Origin of the sequence: Marinilactibacillus sp. 15R (assembly GCF_001895285.1) — a bacterium.
In the GTDB taxonomy this organism is placed as follows: domain Bacteria; phylum Bacillota; class Bacilli; order Lactobacillales; family Carnobacteriaceae_A; genus Marinilactibacillus; species Marinilactibacillus piezotolerans.
Genome location: NZ_CP017761.1, coordinates 1,251,383 through 1,274,325, shown reverse-complemented (window position 1 = coordinate 1,274,325; position 22,943 = coordinate 1,251,383). Strand labels below are relative to the sequence as shown.

The window sequence follows — 22,943 nt, the reverse complement described above, 5'->3', positions numbered from 1 at the left end:
TTCTATCTCAGAAAACTGTTAGAGTGGTTCGTTCAATGGATGAACTCCTTCATCCCCGCTGCATTGAGGCTTTGCTTTCCAGATTTCTTCAGTATAACGTTTGATTGTATAATCAGCCGAGAAAGGAGCAGATGCTGCGATATTAAGTAAAGACTTTCTATTCCATTCTTTCTTATCCGAATAAATCAGATCAATTTGGTCTTGCGCCCTGATATAATCATCGAAATCTTTTAAAACAAAATACTCATCATTATAGTGGACTAGCGCATCGAAAACCGCTCCGCCCTCTTGTGGAGCATTTGGAATCGTTCCATCTACTAATGCATTTAAAACTCTGTTCAACCGTTCATTCGAATCATATAGATCTTTAGAGTGATACATATGATTTTTTTCTAATTCAGCAACTTCTCGACTGGATAATCCAAAAATAAAGATATTATCTTCTCCAACGTAATCTTTAATTTCAATATTTGCCCCATCTAACGTAGCAAGAGTCATTGCACCATTTGCCATCAATTTCATATTACTGGTTCCAGAAGCTTCCTTACCTGCAAGTGAAATTTGTTCACTAACTTCTGCTGCTGGAATTATTTTTTCTGCTAATGAAACACCATAATTTTCAAAAAAGACAACTTTTAATTTATCCCCAATATCTGGATCATTGTTTACCAGATTCGCTATAGCATTGATTAACTTGATAATTTGTTTAGCATACTGATAACTTGGAGCGGCTTTAGCACCAAAAATAAAAACTCTTGGCTGTAGGTCAATTGAGGGGTTATCTTTAATTCTTAAATATCTGTCTAAAATATGCAAAGCGTTTAAATGCTGTCTTTTGTATGCATGAAGTCTTTTAATTTGTACATCAAATATCGCATTCGGATTAATTTTTAATCCTTGAACTTCTTCAATATATTTAACCAGTTTTACTTTGTTTTGATATTTTATTTTCCCTAGTTCATTCAGTGTTTCCTCATCATGTTCAAAGCTTTTCAATAATTTTAATTCTGCAGGATTTCGTTTCCACTCTTCTCCTATTTTTTCATCAATTAATTGAGTAAGAGCAGGATTTGCTAAATGGATCCACCGTCTCTGTGTAATTCCATTTGTCTTATTATTGAATTTTTCTGGATAAATGGTGAAAAAATCTTTTAAAACATCATTCATTAATATTTCTGTGTGCAGTTGAGCTACACCATTTACACTATGACTACCAATAATTGCCAAATGAGCCATATTTACCATTCCATCTTGTAGAATTGCTGTCTGCCAAGTGATTTTTTCACCATATAATGGTAATGACTCTTCAACAAATCTTCGATTGATTTCCTCTATGATCATATAAATTCTTGGTAGAAGCGACTGCATCATATCTATTGGCCATCTTTCTAAGGCTTCTCTCAGTACAGTGTGATTAGTATAGCTGCAGGTTTTGACTGTAATCTCCCAAGCCTGTTCCCAGCTTAAATGTTCTTCATCAATTAGTATCCTCATCAATTCAGGAACAACGAGTGAGGGATGTGTATCATTAATGTGCATGGCTATTTTTTCTGGAAAATGCTTTCTTGGAAGATTATATTTACGAAACTGTTTAACGATCGATTGAACACCCGCTGAGACCATAAAATATTCCTGCTTTAGTCTCAATAATCTTCCTTCATAGTTTGAATCATCCGGATACAGAACTTGTGTAATTTCTTTTATCGGTTCAGTCTCTTGTACAGTATGATAATTTTCTTCCTCTTCTACAGGAATTTCAGCTGACCATAATCGCAGATTGTTGATTTTATTAGTACGATAACCCACCATTGGCGTATCGTAAGGTACTGCTAAAACATTTAGCGTATTTTCATATTTGGGAATCCAGTGCCCCTGATGGTCCATTTCCAGCCAAGCATTACCTCCGAATCGAACTATGTAGGAAGACTGATCATTTCTTGTTTCCCATACATTCTGATTACGCAACCAGTACTCTGGTAATTCTACTTGATACCCATCTACAAATTTTTGGCGAAACAGTCCATACTGATAACGAATGCCATTTCCGTTGCCAGGAATACCCAATGAAGCTAGAGAATCCATAAAGCAAGAGGCTAAGCGCCCTAATCCGCCATTTCCCAAAGCCTGATCTGCTTCTGCTTCTATCAACTCTTCGAACTCTAAACCCAATTCTTTTACTCCTGCCTCAATCATTGGTAGAATTCCCATGTTATAGGAATTACTCTTTAATTGTCGTCCTGGCAAGAATTCCATTGAGAAATAGTAAACTTGTTTCACTTTATCATTTAAGTACTGTTCACGGGTAGCCTGCCAGTTTTTTGATAATTTATTTTTAATCAAAGTCCCTAAAGCAATATATTGCTGCTCATTAGTTCCTTGATCATAAGTAAAAGCATACAGGTTTTCGAACATTTTTTTATATTCTTTAGTAAATTCCTTAGTTGATTTAAACATAGATTCATCCCCAATCTAAAATTATTCTTCAAAAATTTATACAAATCCCCCTTGGATTTCTCTTGTTCAATTAGAGCTAAGAAAAATCCAAGGGATACACCTATTAATATACTAAATATTTATATTGATCTAAATATTTTTCTGCTGATTTATGCCAACTATTATCTTTATTCATCCCTCTGATCATCATAGTTTTCCATTGATCAGGTTTTTCATAATAAACAGTCAGCGCTCTGTCGATTGTATCCAACATAGTTTTAGCGTCAAAGCTATAGAAAGTAAATCCATTTCCTTCTCCAGTTTCCTGATTATAGGCTGTAACAGTATCCACTAGGCCTCCAACTTCATGCACAATCGGTAATGTACCGTATCTCAAAGAATTAAGCTGAGATAACCCGCATGGTTCAAATTTAGAAGGCATCAAGAAGGCATCAGCCCCTGCATAAATCAGTTGAGCAAGGTGACTGTCAAACTCAATTCTTGCACTAAATTTATCAGGATATTGATTTGAAAAATATCGGAATGAATCTTCAAAGTAATCTTTCCCGGTTCCAATCAGAACAACTTGAACATTCCGATATGACATTAACTCATCCATTGCTTCGGTAATCAGCTGTACTCCCTTTTGTTCATCTAGTCTAGTTACTACACCAACTAAAGCAACGTTTTCATTCTCAGGTAATCCAAATTTTTTCTGAAGGAGTGATTTATTTTTAGTTTTCCCAGAAAAATCTTTTGTTGAAAAGTTATGCGGAATTGTCGGATCTTTTTCTGGATTATAAATATCGTAATCAATTCCGTTTAAAATACCAACTAACTTATAAGATATATTGCTCAAATCTTCATTTAAGCCATATCCATTCTCCGGTGTCTTGATTTCTTCCGCATAAGTTGGACTTACAGTGGTGACTAAATCCGCATAGTAAATACCGCCTTTTAACCAACCTACTTGATCTTCGTATTTTAGCCCATGATCGTGATAAGCGCTGTAGCCCATATCAAATAAATCAGATAACACAACCTGATCGAACTTACCTTGAAACAGGATATTATGAATAGTTAATACTGTCTTAATATCTTTAAGAGCATTGACCCAATGATACTTGTCCTTAAGTAATACAGGGATAATCGCAGTTTGCCAGTCATTCACATGTAAAATATCCGGAATGAAATCAATTTTCTCAAGCATTTCAATTACTGCCTGAGAGAAAAAGGCAAACCTTTCTCCATCATCACCATAATCATACAGGGTAGGTCGATCGAAATAATAAAGGTTGTCTACAAAATAATAAGTTACATTATCCTGTTTCAATTCTTTAATTCCACAATACTGATTACGCCAGCCAACTCTCAAGTTAAAACTTGTAACATCTTTTAACTGACTCTGATATTTTCCTGGCATTTTTTGTTTATAATATGGCAAAATCACTCGAACATCATGTTCACCTTTTGCAAGTTCTTTTGGTAAAGCACCCATAACGTCTCCAAGTCCACCTGTTTTAAAAAAAGGAGCACATTCAGAAGCTGTAAAAGCAATATTCATCGTGTTTTTCATCCTTTCATAAGGTTCTATTTCCTTCAACAATCTCATTCTTGCCGATAACGATAGGATTATCAGGTGTACCTTCTAAGTGTGCGCCTTTCTTCACATAGACATGCTTATCTAAGATTACGTATTTAAGTGTAGCGCCCTCTTCTACATAAGAGTTCTGCATAACGATAGAATTCTCAACTTTAGCTCCTTTTGCAATGTTCACTCTTCTGAATAATAGTGAATTAGTCACTTCTCCATAAACCTCACAGTCATTAGCTACTTGAGAGTTATGGATTTGGGCATCAGGCCCATAAAATGTAGGAGCTGAATTTTTAGAACGTGTCAAAACTGGATCTGCTCTATAGAACAAGGCATTAAAGTGGTCTTCATTCAACATTTCCATGTTTGCATCAAAGTAACTTTGGATATCTTCAATAGCTTTCAAATATCCTGTATATTCATAGCCATACACCTTGTCCTCCTGTGCTAACGCCAGCTGGGCAAAAGATTTAACGCTAACACATAAATTACGCTCTCTAGCTTTCTGAAGATAATCCAAGAATGTTTTTTTGTTGATGACCATCACTTCAATTCCAACAGGAACCAGTGCATCATCAAAGGGAGTTTCAGACAGTGGGGTGATACTCGTAACTTTTTCAGTTTTATCTTCATCAAAATTATACTTATCGTATACCGTATCTTCTCTTAATGAATTTCTCAAAATATTTTTATAAGCAATGGTTACATCGCTAGCTTTGTCATTGTGATAATTCACTAAAGATTTGATTTGAATATTTGCCAGCATACTTGAACCCATTAATAAAATATATTCTGCCTTAGAACTTGTAACATACTTATAATGATCATCATAATAAGAAGCTGAATATTTATGCTCGGTTGTATTTGTCTTTAGGCGTATTTGCGAGTGTGTAAAGACCCCTCCACCAGTAATAGAATCCAATCCCCAAGTAGCCCCAGATCTGATATGATCATAAAGTGAATGTCCAGATTCTGATATAAACAAGGCTGCTGAAACAGCTTCGGCATTATATAAGCTTGAAAACGGAAAATCTATCAAACGGTAACGACAAGCGAAGGGCAAAGACGCTATTGGTCTTCTATTTGTTAAAGGTCTAAGTTTTTCATCATCTTCTACTAAATTAAATATTGCTGCTATTTTATTCCGCATCTTTGTATCCTCCTACTTCTTCTTCATATCCAACTACAGATATTTCTCCATTTTCTCCAACAATCCTTGCACCATCATATATATTGGCATTTTCTCCAATAATCGCTTTTTCAATAATTACATTCTCGCCAATCACAGCTCCCGACATAATCACACTATCTTTGATAACCGAATTTTTGCCAATCTTGACATTATGCGACAGCACAGAATGATTAACTTCTCCAGAAATGTAACAACCATCGGTAATCATCGAATCTTTGACTTTCGCTGTATCTGTTAAAAACTGCGGAGTGGTATTGGGATTTTGGGAGTACACTTTCCAGTCTGCGTCTCTTATATTTAGTTCATGATCAGGATCTAAAAATTCCATATTTGCTTTCCATAGACTTTCAACTGTTCCAACATCTTTCCAGTATCCTTTAAACTTATAAGCATAAACTGCTTCACTATTTCTTAAATAAGCTGGAATAACATGATGTCCAAAGTCATCCATTTGTCTATTCTTGGATTGGTTATCCACAAGATATTGCTTTAATCTTGGCCAGTTGAAGATATAGATACCCATGGATGCCAGATTAGATTTCGGTTCATCAGGTTTTTCCTGGAACTCAGTAATGCGATCTGTACGGTCTGTATTCATTACTCCAAAACGAGACGCTTCTTCCCACTCTACCGGCATAACCCCTACAGTAAGCGAGGCAGCCTTTTCTTTATGGAAATCCAGCATTTTTTCATAATCCATTTTATAAATATGATCTCCTGATAAAATCACAACATAATCCGGATTCTTTTGATCAATATAATTAATATTCTGGTACACAGCATGTGAGGTTCCTCTAAAAAATTTTTCTCCGTCGACACTTGAATAAGGTTGTAAGATCGTTGCATCTCCATTATGTCTATTTAATCCCCAGCTTGCTCCATTTCCTACATGACGATTTAATACTAGCGGCTGATATTGTGTTACTACACCTACATTATTAATACCCGAATTTGCACAATTGGATAAAGCAAAATCTATAATTCGATAATTTCCTCCAAATGGTACAGCAGGCTTAGCAATTTGTTTCGTTAATTTTCCTAGTCGTGAGCCTTGTCCACCAGCTAGTATCATAGCTACTGTTTCTGTTTTCATATATTATTGGAAGTATCCTTAGACCTTCCTTCCCTCCTTAAATTCGTTCTCTCTTTTTCCTTATATTTACTATTTATTTTAACTTTTAATTTAACAGCTACTGTTTTGGGACACCGTATATACGCTTAGGCTTCAATACTACTACACTGAGTGACGGCAATATTAAGCTAACTGACTGTCCATAACCATGTTTTTTGACTGGATCGGATTTCATTACTCCTTGTCCTTTTGTCCACGTTCCTCCGAATGCCTTTGATTCGGTATTCCAGACTTCTTCATATTGTCCTTTAAAAGGAACTCCTACCCTAACGCTGTGGCGCTCTACAGGGACAAAATTACAGAGCACAATTAAGAAATCTCTAGTTTTTTTACCTTTTCTAATAAAAAATAAAACAGTTTCTTCATTGTTACTTGCATCTAATATTTCAAAACCTTCTGCATGATGATCTATTTCCCATAATGCTTTTTCTTCTTTATAAAATTGATTCAATTGTTTAGTAAATTCATGATGAGATTTATTCTGAGGATCTTCTAGGTCTTTCCATTCCAGACCTTCATTATATTTCCATTCTAAGAACTGACCATATTCTGAACCCATGAATTGCAATTTTTTCCCGGGATGCATTATTTTAAATGTCTCAATTGTCCTGAGACCAGCAAATTGATTATAACGATCACCGTACATTTTATGCATTAATGATTTTTTTCCATGGACAACTTCATCATGTGAAATTGGCAAAACAAAATTTTCATTAAACATATACATAAACGAAAAAGTAATCAAATTGAAGCTGTTTTTCCGGTTGATTGGGTCCATTTCGAAAAACTTCAGAGTATCATTCATCCACCCCATATTCCATTTATAGTTGAATCCCAACCCGCCTTCGTGAACAGGATGTGTAACTTTACTCCAAGCAGTACTCTCCTCAGCCATCATTAACAAATCAGGATGTCTGCCAAAAATTGTTTTGTTCATTTTCTGAATAAATCGTACCCCTTCGCGGTTATGATTTGTTCCATCCTCATTTGGTGTCCATTCTCCCAGGTCATAGTCCAGATACAGCATATTACTGACTGCATCTACTCTTAAACCATCAAGATGAAACTGTTCAATCCAAAATAAAGCATTAGAAATAAGAAAACTATGAACTTCATTTTTCCCTATATCGAAATTTAATGTACCCCAGCGATTGTTGTCAGCCCGGTTAGTTTCTTCATATTCAAACTGTGGGGTGCCGTCAAAATAAGCCAGTGCATAATCATTTCGATTAAAGTGACCGGGAACCCAGTCCATTATTACTCCAATATTTGCTTTATGTGCAGCTTCTACAAAATCTTGGAAATCTTCCATTGTCCCGAATTTAGACGAAATAGCATAAAATCCTGTTACTTGATATCCCCAACTTGCATCAAGAGGATGCTCCATGAGAGGGAGAAATTCAATATGGGTATATCCCATTTCTTTTACGTATGGAATTAATTCTTCTTGAAGTTGCTTGATCGTATACCACGAGCCATCAGGATGCTGCTTCCAGGAACTAAGATGTACTTCGTAAATATTCAGTGCCCTTTCATAAATAGCTCGCCTTTTCCTATTAGCCATCCACATTCCATCAGACCATCTTTTATCAGGTAATGCCTTGACTACAGATGCGTCTTTCGGTCTAACTTCAAAAGCTAGAGCAAATGGATCAATTTTATAATTAGCTGTTCCATCAGCTTGAACTACTTTATATTTATAATGATCGCCTTCTCTAGCTTCTGGTATAGTAATCTCCCAGATCCCGGTCTTCGGGTCTTTTTCCATAACAGCTTCTTCCTGCCATTGATTGAAATCACCTACTGTAAATATTTCTTTTGCATTTGGTGCCCATACTGCAAACCGGAAACCATTCTCAACTTTGATGCATCCTAACGTAAGATAACTATCATAGTTTTCTCCTATATTAAATAAGTACTTAGATTTTTCATATTCTAGGCTGGTTTGCTTTGCTATAATTTCATCTCTCATTCAAGGACCTCCTTTCGTCATATATGAGAACATATTTCTCATTATTTCACATTCCCTTAATATTAAAAATGTACAAATAAATTAACGTACTCTAAAACATATAAATATTCACTTATATAAATATTGTATCCTAGTTTTCATTCTTTACCAAGCGATTTCACTTATAAGAGGAGAAAAGGTAAGAAGTTTTATTTTCTATAAACTTCATTGCTAAAGTGTTTATAGATTCATTAGTTATCACATAAGAAGTTACTAACAAACTCGTAGGTCAGAAAACCCTGCCATCCGCTACTTCTCTTACTTAATAATTATTCAAATTATAAGTTTTTATTCTATTTTAATGGTTTGTCTCACGCTTAACATTAAAAAAAACTATCGTTATTACTTTAACCTTTATATTCAGAATTTTGTAACGAATAGGATTAGGTAATAAATAAAAATACTCTTTATAATCCGACTCTAGACCGATGACTTTAGTATGTTAAAATGATATCATTATGAGTGTAAGATAATTGAAGGAGGTTACATAACTCAAAAGGAGGCTAAGAAATGGAAGGATTATTACTAGCTGTTGGCTTTATCGGTGTCGCTGTTGCTATTCTGACACCATTATCTAAAACTGGACTAGGTTTGACTTTAATTAGTTTTATTTTATATTTCAGTTTCATCGGTGTTCATACCTGGTTGCCTGTCTTGTTGTTTACGATTGGACTACTGCTTGTTATCTTTGAGATTTTCATTCCGGAGTTCGGCATCGCTGGAGCGATTGGTAGCATTCTGTTAATTGTAGGATTATATCTGACAATCGGAGATATCGGAACTACTATCCGTGATTTAAGTATGTCTATAGTTATTACTGCGGGTGTTGTTTTTTATCTTGTCCGTAACGGATATTCGCTTGCCAATGTCAATAAGCTAATATTGAACACCAACATACAAGTGTCTCAGCAAACTGATTCTAAGAAAAAGACAACTCAGATTAAACCTGGACTAGAAGGAATTGCAAAAACTCCTTTACGTCCATCCGGAAAAGTCTCTTTTGGGATAACCGATGAAACACTTGTAGATGTTTTAAGTTCGGAGGGTCACATCTCTAAAGACACGGAAGTAATCGTTGAAAAAGTGTTAGGTACTAAAATTTTAGTTAGAAAAAAATAGATTAGGAGATGAAAAATTTGGAAGGATATACAGGAGAAGGATTTATAGGCATCATTATTACTGCTGTAATAGTTATTATTTTACTCAGTATCTTTTTAAGATTTGTACCTGTAGGTTTATGGGTCACTGCTTACTTCTCAGGCGTTAAAGTTGGAATCGGCACTCTAGTTGGGATGCGTTTGAGACAAGTCAGTCCTCATGCGATTATCAGACCTTTAATCAAAGCTACTAAGGCGGGTATCGAATTAAACACGAATCAGTTAGAAGCTCACTATTTAGCTGGAGGAAATGTCAACACAGTCATCGACGCATTGATTGCTTCTCACCGTGCAGATATTGATTTAGAGTTTGAGAAAGCAGCAGCTATTGATTTAGCAGGACGAAATGTTTTTGAAGCTGTACAGTTTTCTGTAAACCCTAAAGTTATTGTAACTCCAGATATTGCAGCAGTAGCTAAAGACGGAATTGAAATTATTGCTAAAGCTAAAGTAACTGTACGTGCTAATATCGAACGCCTAGTCGGTGGTGCTGGAGAAGATACAATCATCGCCCGTGTAGGTGAAGGTGTCGTTACAACTGTTGGTTCTGCAAATAAACACTCAGATGTATTAGAAAATCCAGATATGATTTCAAAAACTGTATTGAGTAAAGGCTTAGACTCTGGAACTGCATTTGAAATACTGTCAATAGACATTGCTGATATTGATGTCGGACGTAACATTGGGGCTAAACTACAAACTGAACAAGCGGAAGCTGACAAAAATATTGCTCAAGCTAAAGCTGAAGAAAGACGTTCAATGGCGATTGCACAAGAACAAGAAATGCGTGCTGAAACTCAGAAAATGCGTGCAAAAGTTGTGGAATCTGAAGCTAAGGTACCACTTGCTATGGCTGAAGCATTACGTAACGGCAGCATCGGCGTAATGGATTACTATAAAATGCAGAATATAAATGCTGATACTGATATGAGAAGTTCTATATCAAATCAAGCTGGTCCTACTGACGAAGAAGAGTGATAAAATATGGAAATATTAATTTGGTTATTTCAGCTTTTTATCTTTTTCACTGTCGTGACAGGAATCCTTGGTTCAATAAGTAAAAAAAGTGCAAAACAATCACAGAAAAAAAAGTCTGTTTTCGATAAACCTATTCAGACTTACTCTGCAAGTTCTTCAAGTGAAAAAACACCACGTAATGCTAAATCAAGAACAAACAGAAGATATGAAAATACAGAACGAAACCAGCCTTCTGGAAATATTGCATCTCAACAAGAAGCAGTTAAAAACCTTACTACTGAACGGGAACGTCGCAGACTAGAACGTGAGAATATTGATCGTTCTAGAGGTCGTGCTCGTCAGGATCGTGCAAACAATACTCGAAGGAATTCAAACGAATCTGTTCTAAAAGAAGTGACAACTTTTAAAAATACTAAGGTAATTAAAAAGGCTAAAAATCCAGCACTTTTAATTAATGATAAAAGTCTAGTCAACGCTATGATTTATAAAGAAATATTAGACAAACCTGTTACTTTTAGAGATAAGTCACTATAAAATTAAAAAGTCAGTAACTCCCAAATTTACATTTAGGGGTTTACTGACTTTTTTTTATTTTTTTATTAATTTTATTCAGTAATGGAACTAAGGTTGGATATAATAATAGAAAAAACACTATATTGCCTACTGCATGATACATATCAAACCATAGACCAGCCAACCAATACCCTAATAAAGAAGGTATTGTCATTCCGTAAAAAGGCGCTTGAACGATAGAAATAATCATGCCGTATAAAATACCTGTAGCACCTGAAAATATAAGCCAAATGAACATTGGCCTCCTAACTTTATTAATACTCAAAGCAAGAAGTTTTGACAATAAAATGATAACAGAAAAAGAAAGGATTTGAGCTAACGTCCATGGTCCCATACCCAATGTTAAATTTGATAAAAAAATTGAACCTAATCCTACAATAAGAGCATCTACTGTTCCAAATGATATCGTCAATAGAATTAAAATCACAGTCAAAGGCTGAACATTAGGGATAAAGCTAAACAACAGCCTGCTCGTTTGAGTCACTGCAATCATAAGCGCCAGTACAGTCATATGATAAACGGAAAAAGCTTTCGGTTTATTCACTTGTCTCAAGTTCCCAGCTGATTACATCTCCATCTTCTAGTATATATTCTGCTGCACCTACTTGTGCAAATTCATCATTTATTTCATAAAGCCAATAAGCATTTTTTTCTTGGCTTTGTTCATAACCTTCTATCGATGTGATATACCCTTCTTCATCTTTAACATCATATTGCTCTCTCATTGCATTTAGTAAAGACGTATCTGCACTAAGTTCAACTGTTTTATTTATCTTACTTTCATCTATATTGTAAATATCATCATCAATATCGAACTCAAATTCTACTATTACTAATTCATCAGTATCTGCTTTGTCTGTGTCATCTTGCTTACTATTTTCTTCATTATTTACACAACCTGTTAGTAAAAAAGTGAATAAACTAATTCCAATAACTTTTTTCATTTTTATTTTCCTCAAATCTTTTGATAAATTGATTCTTCTTAACTGAGCGAAGACTGTTCATTTATGTAAAATTCTCTTTTGATTTTGATAAAACGCTCAAAATCATTCAAAATTTGAAACAAACTAGCTCTACTCTCAAACTCGCTTCTTGTTTTGGGTAAGTCAGATTGCTTAAATTCAATATATAAGTCTAAAATATCGTTAAGCAATTGTAAGCCTGTATTTTTTTCATGAAGCTGTTCTGCAGTTTCTACAAAAAGATCGGCCAATACTTCATTTTGTTTAGTTGCTAACTTTATTAATGGTAAATTATCATAAATTTTTTGAAGTACAACAGATTGTTCTTTTCTCATTTGCGCATATCTTACAAAATATCCTGATCTATTTATTACTTGATTCTCATATTCTTTAAATGCTAAATGATTCATTTCATGGATTTTATTATCTAATTGTTTCAAATGTTCATGAATTGATGAAAAATTTTTTTCTCCTAATAATTGAGACTGAAACATTACTAAGGCTACGCGCATTTCTTCTTCTATTTCTTCTTTTAAACAGTTTAATTCTTTTTGTTGCGAAGGCATCCAACTGTTTACCAGCAATGCCATCACTACTCCAATTAGCATCAGTACAAAACCATTTAATTGCCATACCCAGGAAATACTCTGAGCAGTCATAAAATGAGTAACAAGTACCGTTGTAGGTGCAATACCAGATTGCAAATTCCACTTGCAAGTGATAGGTATAAAAATAAGCAAATACAAGCAGAAGGCAAATATTGTATATCCAATAAAATAAAATAAAATGGACGCAATGATGAATCCAAGAATTGCAGAGCCTATACGTGCTAATGCGGTCTTAATTGATTCTTGTTTCGTCTCTAGAACACTTAAAATGGCAATAACTCCTGATGCTAATGGATGTTCTAAGTTCAACCCTTGTGCCAGTAGAATAGCAAGCAATGATGCTATTGTAATTTTGATTGTTCTAACTGTTATGTTCATCCGTTAACTCCTGCCTACACTAACTAATAACCATTTTCTATTAGGGATTTTTTCATAGCTTTTTTATATTCTATCATAATGTTCCTGACTTTATAATAGAAATCAGTAACCATAAGCCCATTACTCCAGCCCCAATAAATATGACAATAGCTAATAAAGATACTCCTGTTCCTTCGGCCACTGCCAAAATAACAGCTGATGCAAGTATCAAAGCTGCAATAATCACTGCAAATACAATTCTATTAACCATTTTATTTAGTCCTGTCCACTTCACATTTCCATCTACTAGATCTAAATGAATCTTGATACGTCCATTGTTGATTGTATCCAAAGCTTTAGTAAGCTTTATAGGTATAGAAACTGAATTTTGAGCAAATTGGTATAATCCAACCATTAATTTATCTTTTGAAAATGAATCGAAAAATGAAATACTATCATTTGTTTTAATGTAGGATGTTGCAATCTGAAGGACATTGATATCAGGGTATAACTCAGTAATAACGCCTTCCAAGATAGTAAGTGATTTAGCTAAAAGCAGAAAATCATTTGGCATAATCATCTTATGTTTATGGGTAATATATAACACATCAGAAAAAAAAGTGCTTAAATCTATATTTTTAAAGCTTCTCGAAACATAGGTGTGATAGAAATCAGATAAATCTTCATTTAAAGCAAATCGATCGACTTTTGTTTTAACGATAGCCATTTGCAAGAGTATATTCATCATGCTTTCAATGTCTTCGAGAACTAATGAATTAACTAGTTTTACTAAACTTTCTCTAACATTAGAAGATAATTCTCCAGTAATTCCAAAATCCAGAAAAACAATTTGCTGATTTTTAATAATCAAATTCCCTTGATGCGGATCTCCATGAAAAAAACCATCATGAAAAACTTGGGATAAAAAAGAGTACATTAACTTTTCAGCTATATCTTGTTTATCATATCCAGCTGAAACAATTTTTGAAGAATCTAATCCTTTGATTCCATCCACAAATTCTTCCACTAATATTCGTTTTGAAGTTAATTTAAGATAAGGTTTTGGTGCAGTAACTGCTTTAGCTGACTGATTTAATTCACGAAATTTTACTAAGTATTTTGCTTCGTTACGAAAATCCAATTCGATTTTAGTCGTTTCCAGCATTTCTTTGAAGGCAGACTCTGCATCTACCAGCATTTCTTTGACAGTATTTGGTGCCATAGAGACAATTCTAGAAAACAATCTGATATCTCTTAATAAATTTTCTTCAATTTCCGGCCTTTGAACTTTAATTATAACGTTTTCGCCACTTTTCAATCTTGCTTTATGTACCTGAGCAACAGAAGCACTGGCAAGTGGCTGTTCATCTACATATGCAAATACGTCTTCAAGTGATAAACCTAAATCCTCTTTAAATATTCTACGCATTTCATTATAAGAAAAAGGAGGAGCGTCATCTCGTAACTTCGAAAGTTCTTGAATATAGTTATTAGGTAAAAGATCGCGTCTTGTAGAAATAATTTGTCCAATTTTTATAAAGCTTGGTCCTAATTCTTCAAATGCTTTTCTAAGATTTTTTGCATCCTGTTCTTTGTCTCGTGACCTGATACGTGTGTTATATATATGGCCAAAACCATATGATGCAAGTACTGAAGCTATTTCTTTGAGTCGCTCTCTACTTGTTTTAGACATACAATCTCCTCCTTTCTATAAAAAGTGCCAGTTAGAATGAACTAACCAGCACCATTCCGTTTATTTATTGTTAGGGTGATTCTCTAATTTTTTTTCTAGTTCTTGAACTTTTGCTTCTAAATCGTCAATGTCTTTTCTTTGAGCAACATTCATTTCCAGCAATAACGCTTCTAATCTTTCTTTTTCTTCTAGATCATTGGTATGTTGATTTTTCTTTTGAATTAATTCAGAAGTAAGCGACTTGCCTTCTTCGACTGAAAGTTTACCTTTCGCTACTAGTCTATCGATTTGTTCCATCGACTTTTCAACCGCAAGGGCTGTCCCACCGACCCCAATCAATAATGCTTTCTTTAAATCATCTACTAACATTAAAAGTACTCCTTCCTTATTCAATTGATTTTTAGAAAAACTTTACTACTGCATTTAGTATAGCACTCGTCTGATAGATTGTCAGATAATATCTACTTGTACATTACCTTAAAATAATAAAGATTTTTATAAAATTTATTAGATTATTTTAAGGTACTTTGTTTCCGGCAGCTCGGTAAATCTCATACCATTCTTCTCGAGACAATTGGACGTCTGAGGCAGATGCATAAGTTTTGATTCTCTCAGGGTTCATAGTACCCAAAATGACTTGCATTTTCGCTGGGTGTCTTAGTAACCAGGCAATAGAAGCTGCTTCATTATTTATATTATGCCCTTCTCCTACTTTACTTAAAACTTCATTAATTTCTTTATATTGAGGATTATTTAAGAAAACCCCATTTTCCCCTTGAACTGGTGACCACGGCTGAACTGTTATGTTGTTAAGCCGACAATAATCTAGAACAGCTCTGTCATGATCGACTGAAAGTGGGTCTTTCGTGTTCACATGAATACCAGCATCAACCATACCAGTATGCACAACACTAAATTGCAGCTGGTTTGCAATAATTTCTTGATCGATATACTTTTCAAGTAGTTCGATCTGATAAGGACTATGATTACTTACACCAAAATGTTTAACTTTTCCTGATTTGTGTAATTGAGTGAATACTTCTGCTACCTCTTCAGGTTCTACTAGTGCATCTGGACGATGTAATAATAGTACATCCAAATAATCAGTTTCTAACCTCTTCAAGATACCTTCCACTGAAGTTAACAAGTGTTCTTTTGAAAAGTCATAGAATCCTTGTCGGATCCCTGCTTTAGATTGAAGCAGAATATCTTCTCTTTTTAATGAACTATTTTTCAAAGCTTTCGCAAAAGTCTTTTCAGACTCGCCTTTTCCATAAATATCCGCATGATCATAGAAATTGATTCCGCACTCATTAGCTGATTCTAAAACATTAACAGCTGCGTCATTGTCTAATGCATTCATTCTCATACAGCCTAACGCTACTTCAGAAACCGATAAATCGCTTTTCCCTAATAAAATCTTATTCATTGTTCTCCTCCTATTATTATGACTATATCTATTGTATAAATAATAATGAAATTAATCGAGAGATAACTTCTAATTTGTTCGAAAATACAAAGTAGATTTTATGACAATTTTGTGACAATTGATTATTTCGCGTTTTGGAGTCCATGAATATCCATTTCGAGTCCACTGTTTCACGAACTGAGTCCACCTTATTTTTTAATCAAATTCGCGGTTCAAGACCACTATTTCGCAGTTCAAGACCACTTTTCAGTCTCTTTTGTGTATAGTAAATTTAGAAGTTCTTACTTCTAAAATACATGAAGGAGGCTATTTTTAATGGCTAGAAAAATCCCAGTTAAACGAGTGATTCAGTATCGAGATCAAGGATTTTCTCGAAACATGATTGCTAAAACTCAGAAAGTAGGTCGCAGTTCAGTTAGTGATGTCTTTAAACGAGCAGATGAACTAAATCTCTCATATGAAGACATTAAGGAATTGTCTGACAAGGAAGCGTATCGCTTATTCTTTCCTGAACGCTATCAATCAGAAGTGTTATACACACTACCTGAATACGATAAAATCCATAAGGAGCTTCAGAGTGTAGGGGTTACCCTCAAGCTTCTATGGCAAGAATACGTCGATCAGTGTAACGATACCAACGGTATTGCAGTAGGTTATACAAAATTCTGTGAAGACTATCAAAAGCACATTGACCAGTACCGTTTAACGAATCATTTAACACATAAGCCGGGTGTTTCTATTCAAGTCGATTGGAGTGGAGCTACCATGCAATTATTGGATCCGGCTACTGGCGAATTAAGGAAAGTCTATTTATTTGTAGGAACCCTTCCTTATAGTCAGTACACCTATGTTGAACCCACTCTCGATATGAAAAGTAACACATGGCTTCATTGTCACATGAATATGTTTGCCTTTTTTGGTGGGACAACCGTTAGATTGATTTGTGATAACTTGAAGACAGGGGTCATTAGCCACCCAAAAGAAGGAGACATTATCTTAAATGAGCAGTATGAAGCCTTAGCGAATCACTATGTGATGGCTGTTATGCCTGCTCAAGTACGAAAACCAAAACAAAAAGCAGCTGTTGAGGGCGCAGTGGGTAAAATTGCAACGGCTGTTATTGCTTCTTTAAGGAATGAACTATTTACTTCTATGGGTGATCTAAAGATCGCAATTCGCGAAAAAATGACGGCTTTTAATGAAACACCTTTTCAAAAACGTGAAGGAAGCAGACAGCTTATTTTTGCTGAAACCGAACAGGCTAAATTGCGTCCATTGCCACTTGTCCCCTATGAAATTGCAGAATGGGTTTATGGAAGAAAAGTGAAATTGGACTGTCATATCTCTTACCAAAAGAATCATTACTCTTGCCCCTATCAATACGTTAAAAAGAAAGTAGATTTAAAAGTAACCCATCATTTTCTAGAAATCTATTTCCAAGATGAACGAATCGCGACTCATAAACGTTTCCCTCAGTACAAAGAATATGCTTTCTCTACTTCCCCAGAACATCTCCCCGACCAATTCAACCAACTCGAGTGGAATGACCAACGGTTGTTAAATTGGGGCCTTAAGATTGGTCCGTATACGCACAAAGTTATCCAGCGTGTCTTTGAGAATTTATTACTCAAAGAACAAGGATATCAGTCTTGCTTATCTATTCTTAATCTATCTAAAAAATATTCGAACGCTGCTTTAGAGACAGCTTGCCAGGTTGCTTTAGAGAAAGTCTACTCTCCAAAATATCGCCAGCTGAATGCTATATTAACCAATCCTGCCAATAATAAGACCATGGAAAACGCTCAAAGTACTTATACGGAATCCATGGGATTTGTTAGAGGGGCAGACTACTACGGAGGAAAACACAATGATAAATAACGAATCCATAAGAAAATTAAGAAAAATGGACTTAAGTGAGTTAGTCGATCATTTAGAAATGCAAGAAATAGAGAATGATACCCGTTACCTGTCATTTGATGAACGATTGCAGCTCAGTATAGATTATCTGTATCAAGAGAAATACAATAGCCGAGTAAAAGGATTGATCAAGCGATCTAAATTCCGCATTCAAGATGCTCATTTTTCTGCCGTTTATTATGAACAGCGAGAGATCGATCGTCATACACTTCAAGAATTGGCAACCTGTAATTATGTCACCCACAGAAGAAATATCATATTTCAAGGATTTACAGGTTCCGGAAAAACGTATCTCGCCTGTGCTCTAGGACGAGAAGCCTGTAAGCAAGAGATCCGTACACGTTATATTCGCTTGCCTGACTTGTTAATTGAGCGAGACGAAGCGACGCTTAAACCTAAAGGTGTAACGAACCTCATTACTAAATTCTCCAATTATAGTCTGCTCATTATTGATGAATGGCTGCTAGACGACGTATCGGAAGAAGATCTAAAATTTTTATTCGAGATTATTGAGCGTCGATACGACTCCGGTTCCACCATCTACTGTACACAATTTCGTAAAGGAGACTGGCATAAGAGATTAGGAGGAGGCGTCCATGCGGACGCAATCATGGACAGAATCGTTCACAATGCAGTCTGGTTCGATACTGGACAATTAAATATGAGAGAACAGCTTGCTCAAAATAATCATCAATAAAGTATGACTCACTAGCCACGCTCTCACACAGCGTGGCTATTTAGCGGACTCAAAGCACGGACTGATGGACTGCTATTGGATATTGTAAGACTCAATACTTCGAAAAGGAGGTCCTGAAAGCACGAAATAATCAGACAATATAATTTCTTTTATTAAATAACATCAATTGTGACAACAATTTGTCAATTTGTCTTGATTTCATGAACAATTGTCTTTAATATAAGGGTTGTAACAAATTGTTCACAAATTAAGGTTAACTAATTGAGCTAATGTCATTTTACATAAATGATTGCGCATAACTTTTGAAAAGGAGCAAATTTATTATGATTAAACTATATGTATCACCAAGCTGCACGTCTTGTCGAAAAGCTAAAGCATGGTTAGAAGAACAAAATCTAGAATTCGAAGAAAAGAATATCTTTCATGAACCACTATCTCAAGATGAAATTAAAAATATTTTAAGCCTAACTGAAGAAGGTACTGAAGAAATCATTTCCTATCGCTCTCAAGCATATCAATCTTTAGATGTTGATATCGAAGACTTATCTATGAATGAACTACTAGCTTTATTCAAAAATCAGCCTAGTTTGATTAGACGCCCCATTATTATGGATGATCGTCGTTTACAGATTGGATATAATGAAGAAGAAATTCGTTGTTTCCTACCAAGAGAAGTACGTGAATTAGAGCTTGCTGAAATTCATCGTAAATTAGCAGATGAAGAAGCAATCGAAATCGCATAATTAAAAAGGTCATACCATTGATAGAAATCAATGGTATGACCTTTTTTTATTTGGATTATTCACTCATTAATATAGGCATATTTATTTCTTGTTTTCGTTATCTGCTTCACTTTTATCATCTGAAATAATTTCAATTTCTTTGTCTGCGTCTTCTTGTTCTTCTTGTTCTTTGATTTGTTTTAGTTCTTTATTTTCGTGCTTATTTTGAGTATTTTTTTTTGCTTCTTCTTTTTGTTTCTTTTCTTTTGAATCTATTCCATTTTCTTCAGAGTCATCGTAATATCCATCATCTAATTTTTCTCCTAATACATCTCTGCGATACTGGTTTTCTCTATAGAGATAAATATTATGAACAATTCTAATAATTGGTCTCATCAATAAGAAAAAGCTGGCAAATATATATAAATAATTCCCAATTTCATCCGCGTCAGTAAATGCTTGTGTCAAGCTTCCAATAAGATACAGGGCTCCTGTAGCCAAGTCATTGCCTAAAGAAATAATTGTATAATAGTTCTGAAAGTATAAGCGGAAATTTCCAACTTTAACAATCATATCTTCGTCTTTACGAGGATTAACATCATGTTTTTTCGTTTCTATTCTTGACATACCACCAGTCCTTTTAACTTTTTCACTATTAAGCTTATCATGTTTCAACTTTTTAGTCTCAGATAAAGTCCTGATAACCCCTGTTATAATAAGGATTTCGCAACTAATAATAAAACAGATATTATAAAATGCAAAAATTAATACTATTATTATTCAGATTTTATTTCAAAAAAAAAGACAGGGAAAATTCCCTGTCTTTTTTAGCAACTTTATAAATAAAGTGAGGATTGGTGTTCACAGCACCAATGTCCTCCAATACCAACTTCCTGTTGTGTGTATAAATACACCTGTATTGTGCTGTAAGTCCACAAACGTGAACTTATCGACTCATCGCATAACATGTATTGTAGCATTTATGTATCTGCAATGCAATCTTTTCGCTACTTAATCTTTTAAGCACTCTAGCCAAGCTTTCTTAATTAATCCATGCCCAGCAACTGTCGGATGCACCCCATCATCTCCAGTATAATAAGTATAGCCATTGCTGATTCCAGCTGAATTAAATATACCATCTAAAGGGATTAAGTCAGTTTGATAATCTCTAGCAACTTTTCGAACGATCTGGATACGAGGATCTAATTCTCTACGCCAATTCATACGGCTTTTGGGATACGGAAGTACAAATGGTTCCATCAAGACTACTCTAGCATCTGTACGTTGGATAAGCGATTTCAATAAAAAACGATAATTTTCCTCAAATTTATCAATTTCTTTTAAATCTATCTTTTCGCTTTTAGTAACTTGATGGCTTGTATCGTTAATACCGATCAATATTGAAACGATGTCTGGATTAATATCTAAACAATCTTTTTCCCAACGATTTTTTAAATCAATTAATCGATTTCCAGATATACCTCTATTATAAAAAGTTAATTTTTTTTGTGGAAGTAATGCTTGTAACTCCGCTGCTACTAAAAGTGGATAGCCTTGGCCTAAATCCGTTTTATTTAATCGATCTCTACCCGCATCAGTGATACTATCTCCAATAAACAAGACTTTGTCATTTTGTTTAATCTTCATTTCTTACCCTCTATTCTTTTAGTAGTAATTACCAATTTTTTTGTTTTTTCGTGTTGTTTTAATGCAACTATCGTTGCTCTATCAATTAAAATACAAAAAGGCACCTCTTCCCCCCCTTAATCTGATAAAATGAAGTTCACTAAAACAAACATTCATCACTTAAGGAGTGAAAAGAGATGCCTAATCTACTTCAGATTATCATGTATTTAGTTAATAAAATCAAGTGGCAAAACAGTTTAATTCAACTTTTAAACGATTATATTACTTGGCTTGAAGATGCGGGTGATCGACCACCTAAAGGGACCGATATCACAAAGCTTGATTACAACAAATTGACCCTTGATGACCCACCGAAAGTTGTAAAGCTTGAACGGGCGGACTATAAATACCTTCTAAAACAGGCCGTGGAAGCAGGTAAACCGATCAAACCTGTTCGTCGCCACAAGTCATCTTCTGAAGTTCCTGAAAATGTACGTTGCGCTAAGTGTCATGCGCCCCATAACTATCTCTATAAGAATAATGGTGTGCACGGACAATATCAGTGCAAAGTCTGTTGTGCTTTATTTAATTCGAAGAATCATTACTCTAAAGATGTCATTCTCAAATGTCCTCACTGTGAGAAGTGTCTTGAGAAGATTAAACAACGGTCTGAATTCGACATCTACAAGTGTAAAAACGACACTTGTCCTTATTATATTCAGGCGTTAAACCAGTTGAGTGAGGAGCAAAAGGAACTCTATACTGTCGCACCATACTACTTAAAGCTACGATACGTCTATCGTCAGTTTAATTTAAAACTCGAGGACATCAAGTCCTATGGACTGATTGAATCGCCAGTTGACTTAAGTCGCATTCATGCCTCACCTCGATTATTAGGTGAGATTTTGACCTACCACGTTAATTACGGCCTTCCTGCACCTAAGGTTGCCGCATTAATCTACGACATACACGGAGTAAAGATTGGTAGACAGACGATATTAAACTACGCGGCAGCAGCAGGGGCTCAACTTTACACCCTTACTCAACACTACCCCTATGATCTTTCTGATCAGATCTGTGGAGACGAGACCTACATCCGTGTCGGGAAAAAATGGCACTATATCTGTTACTTCTTCGATGCAAAGAATAAAATCATCTTATCCCAAAGAGTGTCTGAAAAACGCAATACTGAATTAGCAATCAGGGCCATTCACGATGTGCTCGACCACTATATAGCTAGCGAAATCCCTGAGGATTTAAACCTCATCGTTGACGGAAACCCCATTTACAAACTGGCACAACATTTCCTGGCCCAACACGGCCTGAACTTCGATATCACTCAAGTCATTGGTTTAACCAACGAGGACGAAGTATCTAGACAATATAGGCCCCTTAAACAAATCATCGAACGATTGAACCGGACTTACAAAGGCAATTACCGTGGTACCCATGGATTTAAATCTCAAAATGGTGCACGTGCTCATGTCGCTTGCTTTACTGCCTGCTTCAACTTTCTACGTCCACATCAGTCATTAGATGGCGAAGTTCCTGTGAGGATTCCATTCGTCCATGATGATGCAAAAACAATGCCCGACAAGTGGATCCGTTTATTATCTTTCGGGAACAGTGTTCTACAGTACACGGACTAATACTGTAGAAGTGATTTTACATATCTCGAAAAACTTCAAAAAAACGAAGTTTTTTAAACATGCCTTCTTATACTTCTCGTTGCTTTACTGGATCTGTTATAAAGCTGTTTAATCCAGACAATGATTGGATTATATTACCTTCATCGACAGAAATCATCATACGAGCAACGAGAAATTTGGGAAACATAATTTTTCATAGATTATTGGGAGTTA

20 protein-coding genes are annotated in these 22,943 nt (G+C 35.1%); 7 read left to right on the top strand and 13 right to left on the bottom strand.

Translation table 11 applies throughout. From position 1 onward, the window contains the following. Positions 1 to 18 precede the first annotated feature (18 nt). From BKP56_RS06170 to glgB, 5 genes are all read right to left on the bottom strand, one after another. Positions 19 to 2,454, bottom strand: coding sequence for a glycogen/starch/alpha-glucan phosphorylase (locus BKP56_RS06170; protein ID WP_072694283.1), 2,436 nt, complete (start codon positions 2,452 to 2,454; stop codon positions 19 to 21). 103 nt (positions 2,455 to 2,557) lie between these two features. Continuing rightward, positions 2,558 to 3,997, bottom strand: coding sequence for a glycogen synthase GlgA (gene glgA / locus BKP56_RS06165; protein WP_072696023.1), 1,440 nt, complete (start codon positions 3,995 to 3,997; stop codon positions 2,558 to 2,560). Between the two features lie 16 nt (positions 3,998 to 4,013). Continuing rightward, the gene (glgD, locus tag BKP56_RS06160; RefSeq protein ID WP_072694282.1) at positions 4,014 to 5,177 is read right to left on the bottom strand and encodes a glucose-1-phosphate adenylyltransferase subunit GlgD; all 1,164 of its coding nucleotides are present in this window, start codon (positions 5,175 to 5,177) and stop codon (positions 4,014 to 4,016) included. Next, positions 5,167 to 6,312, bottom strand: coding sequence for a glucose-1-phosphate adenylyltransferase (locus tag BKP56_RS06155; protein WP_072694281.1), 1,146 nt, complete (start codon positions 6,310 to 6,312; stop codon positions 5,167 to 5,169). Before BKP56_RS06155 ends, glgD begins: the two co-directional genes overlap by 11 nt. 97 nt (positions 6,313 to 6,409) lie before the next feature. Further along, complete coding sequence (gene glgB, locus BKP56_RS06150; RefSeq protein ID WP_072694280.1) at positions 6,410 to 8,323, bottom strand: 1,4-alpha-glucan branching protein GlgB; 1,914 nt, start codon at positions 8,321 to 8,323, stop codon at positions 6,410 to 6,412. 549 nt (positions 8,324 to 8,872) lie between these two features. On the opposite strand from glgB, the gene BKP56_RS06145 reads away from it, so the two are divergent. From BKP56_RS06145 to BKP56_RS06135, 3 genes are read left to right on the top strand one after another with little or no spacing between them, the layout of a single operon-like run. Continuing rightward, a complete protein-coding gene (locus BKP56_RS06145) occupies positions 8,873 to 9,481 on the top strand; it encodes an NfeD family protein (RefSeq protein WP_072694279.1) in 609 nt (202 codons plus the stop codon). Positions 9,482 to 9,489: 8 nt separating this feature from the next. Beyond that, positions 9,490 to 10,497 (top strand): flotillin-like protein FloA, encoded by a 1,008-nt coding sequence (gene floA, locus BKP56_RS06140; RefSeq protein WP_072694278.1) that lies wholly within the window; start codon positions 9,490 to 9,492, stop codon positions 10,495 to 10,497. A gap of 6 nt (positions 10,498 to 10,503) precedes the next feature. Beyond that, a complete protein-coding gene (locus tag BKP56_RS06135) occupies positions 10,504 to 11,031 on the top strand; it encodes a hypothetical protein (RefSeq protein WP_072694277.1) in 528 nt (175 codons plus the stop codon). 40 nt (positions 11,032 to 11,071) lie between these two features. Here the strand turns inward: BKP56_RS06135 and BKP56_RS06130 are convergent, their stop codons facing one another. The 6 genes from BKP56_RS06130 to BKP56_RS06105 all read right to left on the bottom strand — a co-directional run bounded on the left by BKP56_RS06130 (position 11,072) and on the right by BKP56_RS06105 (position 16,119). Then, positions 11,072 to 11,614: an ECF transporter S component gene (locus BKP56_RS06130; RefSeq protein ID WP_232226934.1), complete on the bottom strand. Its 543-nt coding sequence runs from the start codon at positions 11,612 to 11,614 to the stop codon at positions 11,072 to 11,074. Beyond that, complete coding sequence (locus BKP56_RS06125; RefSeq protein ID WP_072694276.1) at positions 11,607 to 12,014, bottom strand: DUF4430 domain-containing protein; 408 nt, start codon at positions 12,012 to 12,014, stop codon at positions 11,607 to 11,609. Before BKP56_RS06125 ends, BKP56_RS06130 begins: the two co-directional genes overlap by 8 nt. Before the next feature lie 38 nt (positions 12,015 to 12,052). Next, the gene (locus BKP56_RS06120; RefSeq protein WP_072694275.1) at positions 12,053 to 13,018 is read right to left on the bottom strand and encodes an aromatic acid exporter family protein; all 966 of its coding nucleotides are present in this window, start codon (positions 13,016 to 13,018) and stop codon (positions 12,053 to 12,055) included. Between the two features lie 73 nt (positions 13,019 to 13,091). After that, positions 13,092 to 14,690 carry an ABC1 kinase family protein gene (locus BKP56_RS06115; protein WP_072694274.1) on the bottom strand — a complete coding sequence of 533 codons (1,599 nt, stop codon included), beginning with the start codon at positions 14,688 to 14,690 and terminating at the stop codon, positions 13,092 to 13,094. A 60-nt stretch (positions 14,691 to 14,750) separates the two neighbouring features. After that, a complete protein-coding gene (locus BKP56_RS06110) occupies positions 14,751 to 15,059 on the bottom strand; it encodes a phasin family protein (RefSeq protein ID WP_072694273.1) in 309 nt (102 codons plus the stop codon). A gap of 148 nt (positions 15,060 to 15,207) precedes the next feature. Then, the gene (locus BKP56_RS06105) at positions 15,208 to 16,119 is read right to left on the bottom strand and encodes an aldo/keto reductase (protein WP_072694272.1); all 912 of its coding nucleotides are present in this window, start codon (positions 16,117 to 16,119) and stop codon (positions 15,208 to 15,210) included. 315 nt (positions 16,120 to 16,434) lie between these two features. Between BKP56_RS06105 and istA the strand changes: the two genes are divergently transcribed. From istA to spx, 3 genes are all read left to right on the top strand, one after another. Beyond that, a complete protein-coding gene (istA, locus tag BKP56_RS06100) occupies positions 16,435 to 17,997 on the top strand; it encodes an IS21 family transposase (protein ID WP_072694271.1) in 1,563 nt (520 codons plus the stop codon). Further along, positions 17,987 to 18,733: an ATP-binding protein gene (locus BKP56_RS06095; protein ID WP_072693383.1), complete on the top strand. Its 747-nt coding sequence runs from the start codon at positions 17,987 to 17,989 to the stop codon at positions 18,731 to 18,733. The genes istA and BKP56_RS06095 overlap by 11 nt, the downstream gene beginning before the upstream one ends. Before the next feature lie 323 nt (positions 18,734 to 19,056). Further along, on the top strand, positions 19,057 to 19,476 hold the full coding sequence (gene spx / locus BKP56_RS06090) for a transcriptional regulator Spx (protein WP_072694270.1): 420 nt from the start codon (positions 19,057 to 19,059) through the stop codon (positions 19,474 to 19,476). Between the two features lie 81 nt (positions 19,477 to 19,557). On the opposite strand, the gene BKP56_RS06085 is transcribed toward spx, so the two are convergent. Continuing rightward, on the bottom strand, positions 19,558 to 20,082 hold the full coding sequence (locus BKP56_RS06085) for a YrhK family protein (protein WP_156849229.1): 525 nt from the start codon (positions 20,080 to 20,082) through the stop codon (positions 19,558 to 19,560). A gap of 384 nt (positions 20,083 to 20,466) precedes the next feature. Next, on the bottom strand, positions 20,467 to 21,102 hold the full coding sequence (locus tag BKP56_RS06080; protein ID WP_072694268.1) for an SGNH/GDSL hydrolase family protein: 636 nt from the start codon (positions 21,100 to 21,102) through the stop codon (positions 20,467 to 20,469). Between the two features lie 176 nt (positions 21,103 to 21,278). Between BKP56_RS06080 and BKP56_RS06075 the strand changes: the two genes are divergently transcribed. Continuing rightward, on the top strand, positions 21,279 to 22,730 hold the full coding sequence (locus tag BKP56_RS06075) for a DDE-type integrase/transposase/recombinase (protein ID WP_072693377.1): 1,452 nt from the start codon (positions 21,279 to 21,281) through the stop codon (positions 22,728 to 22,730). Positions 22,731 to 22,943 lie beyond the last annotated feature (213 nt).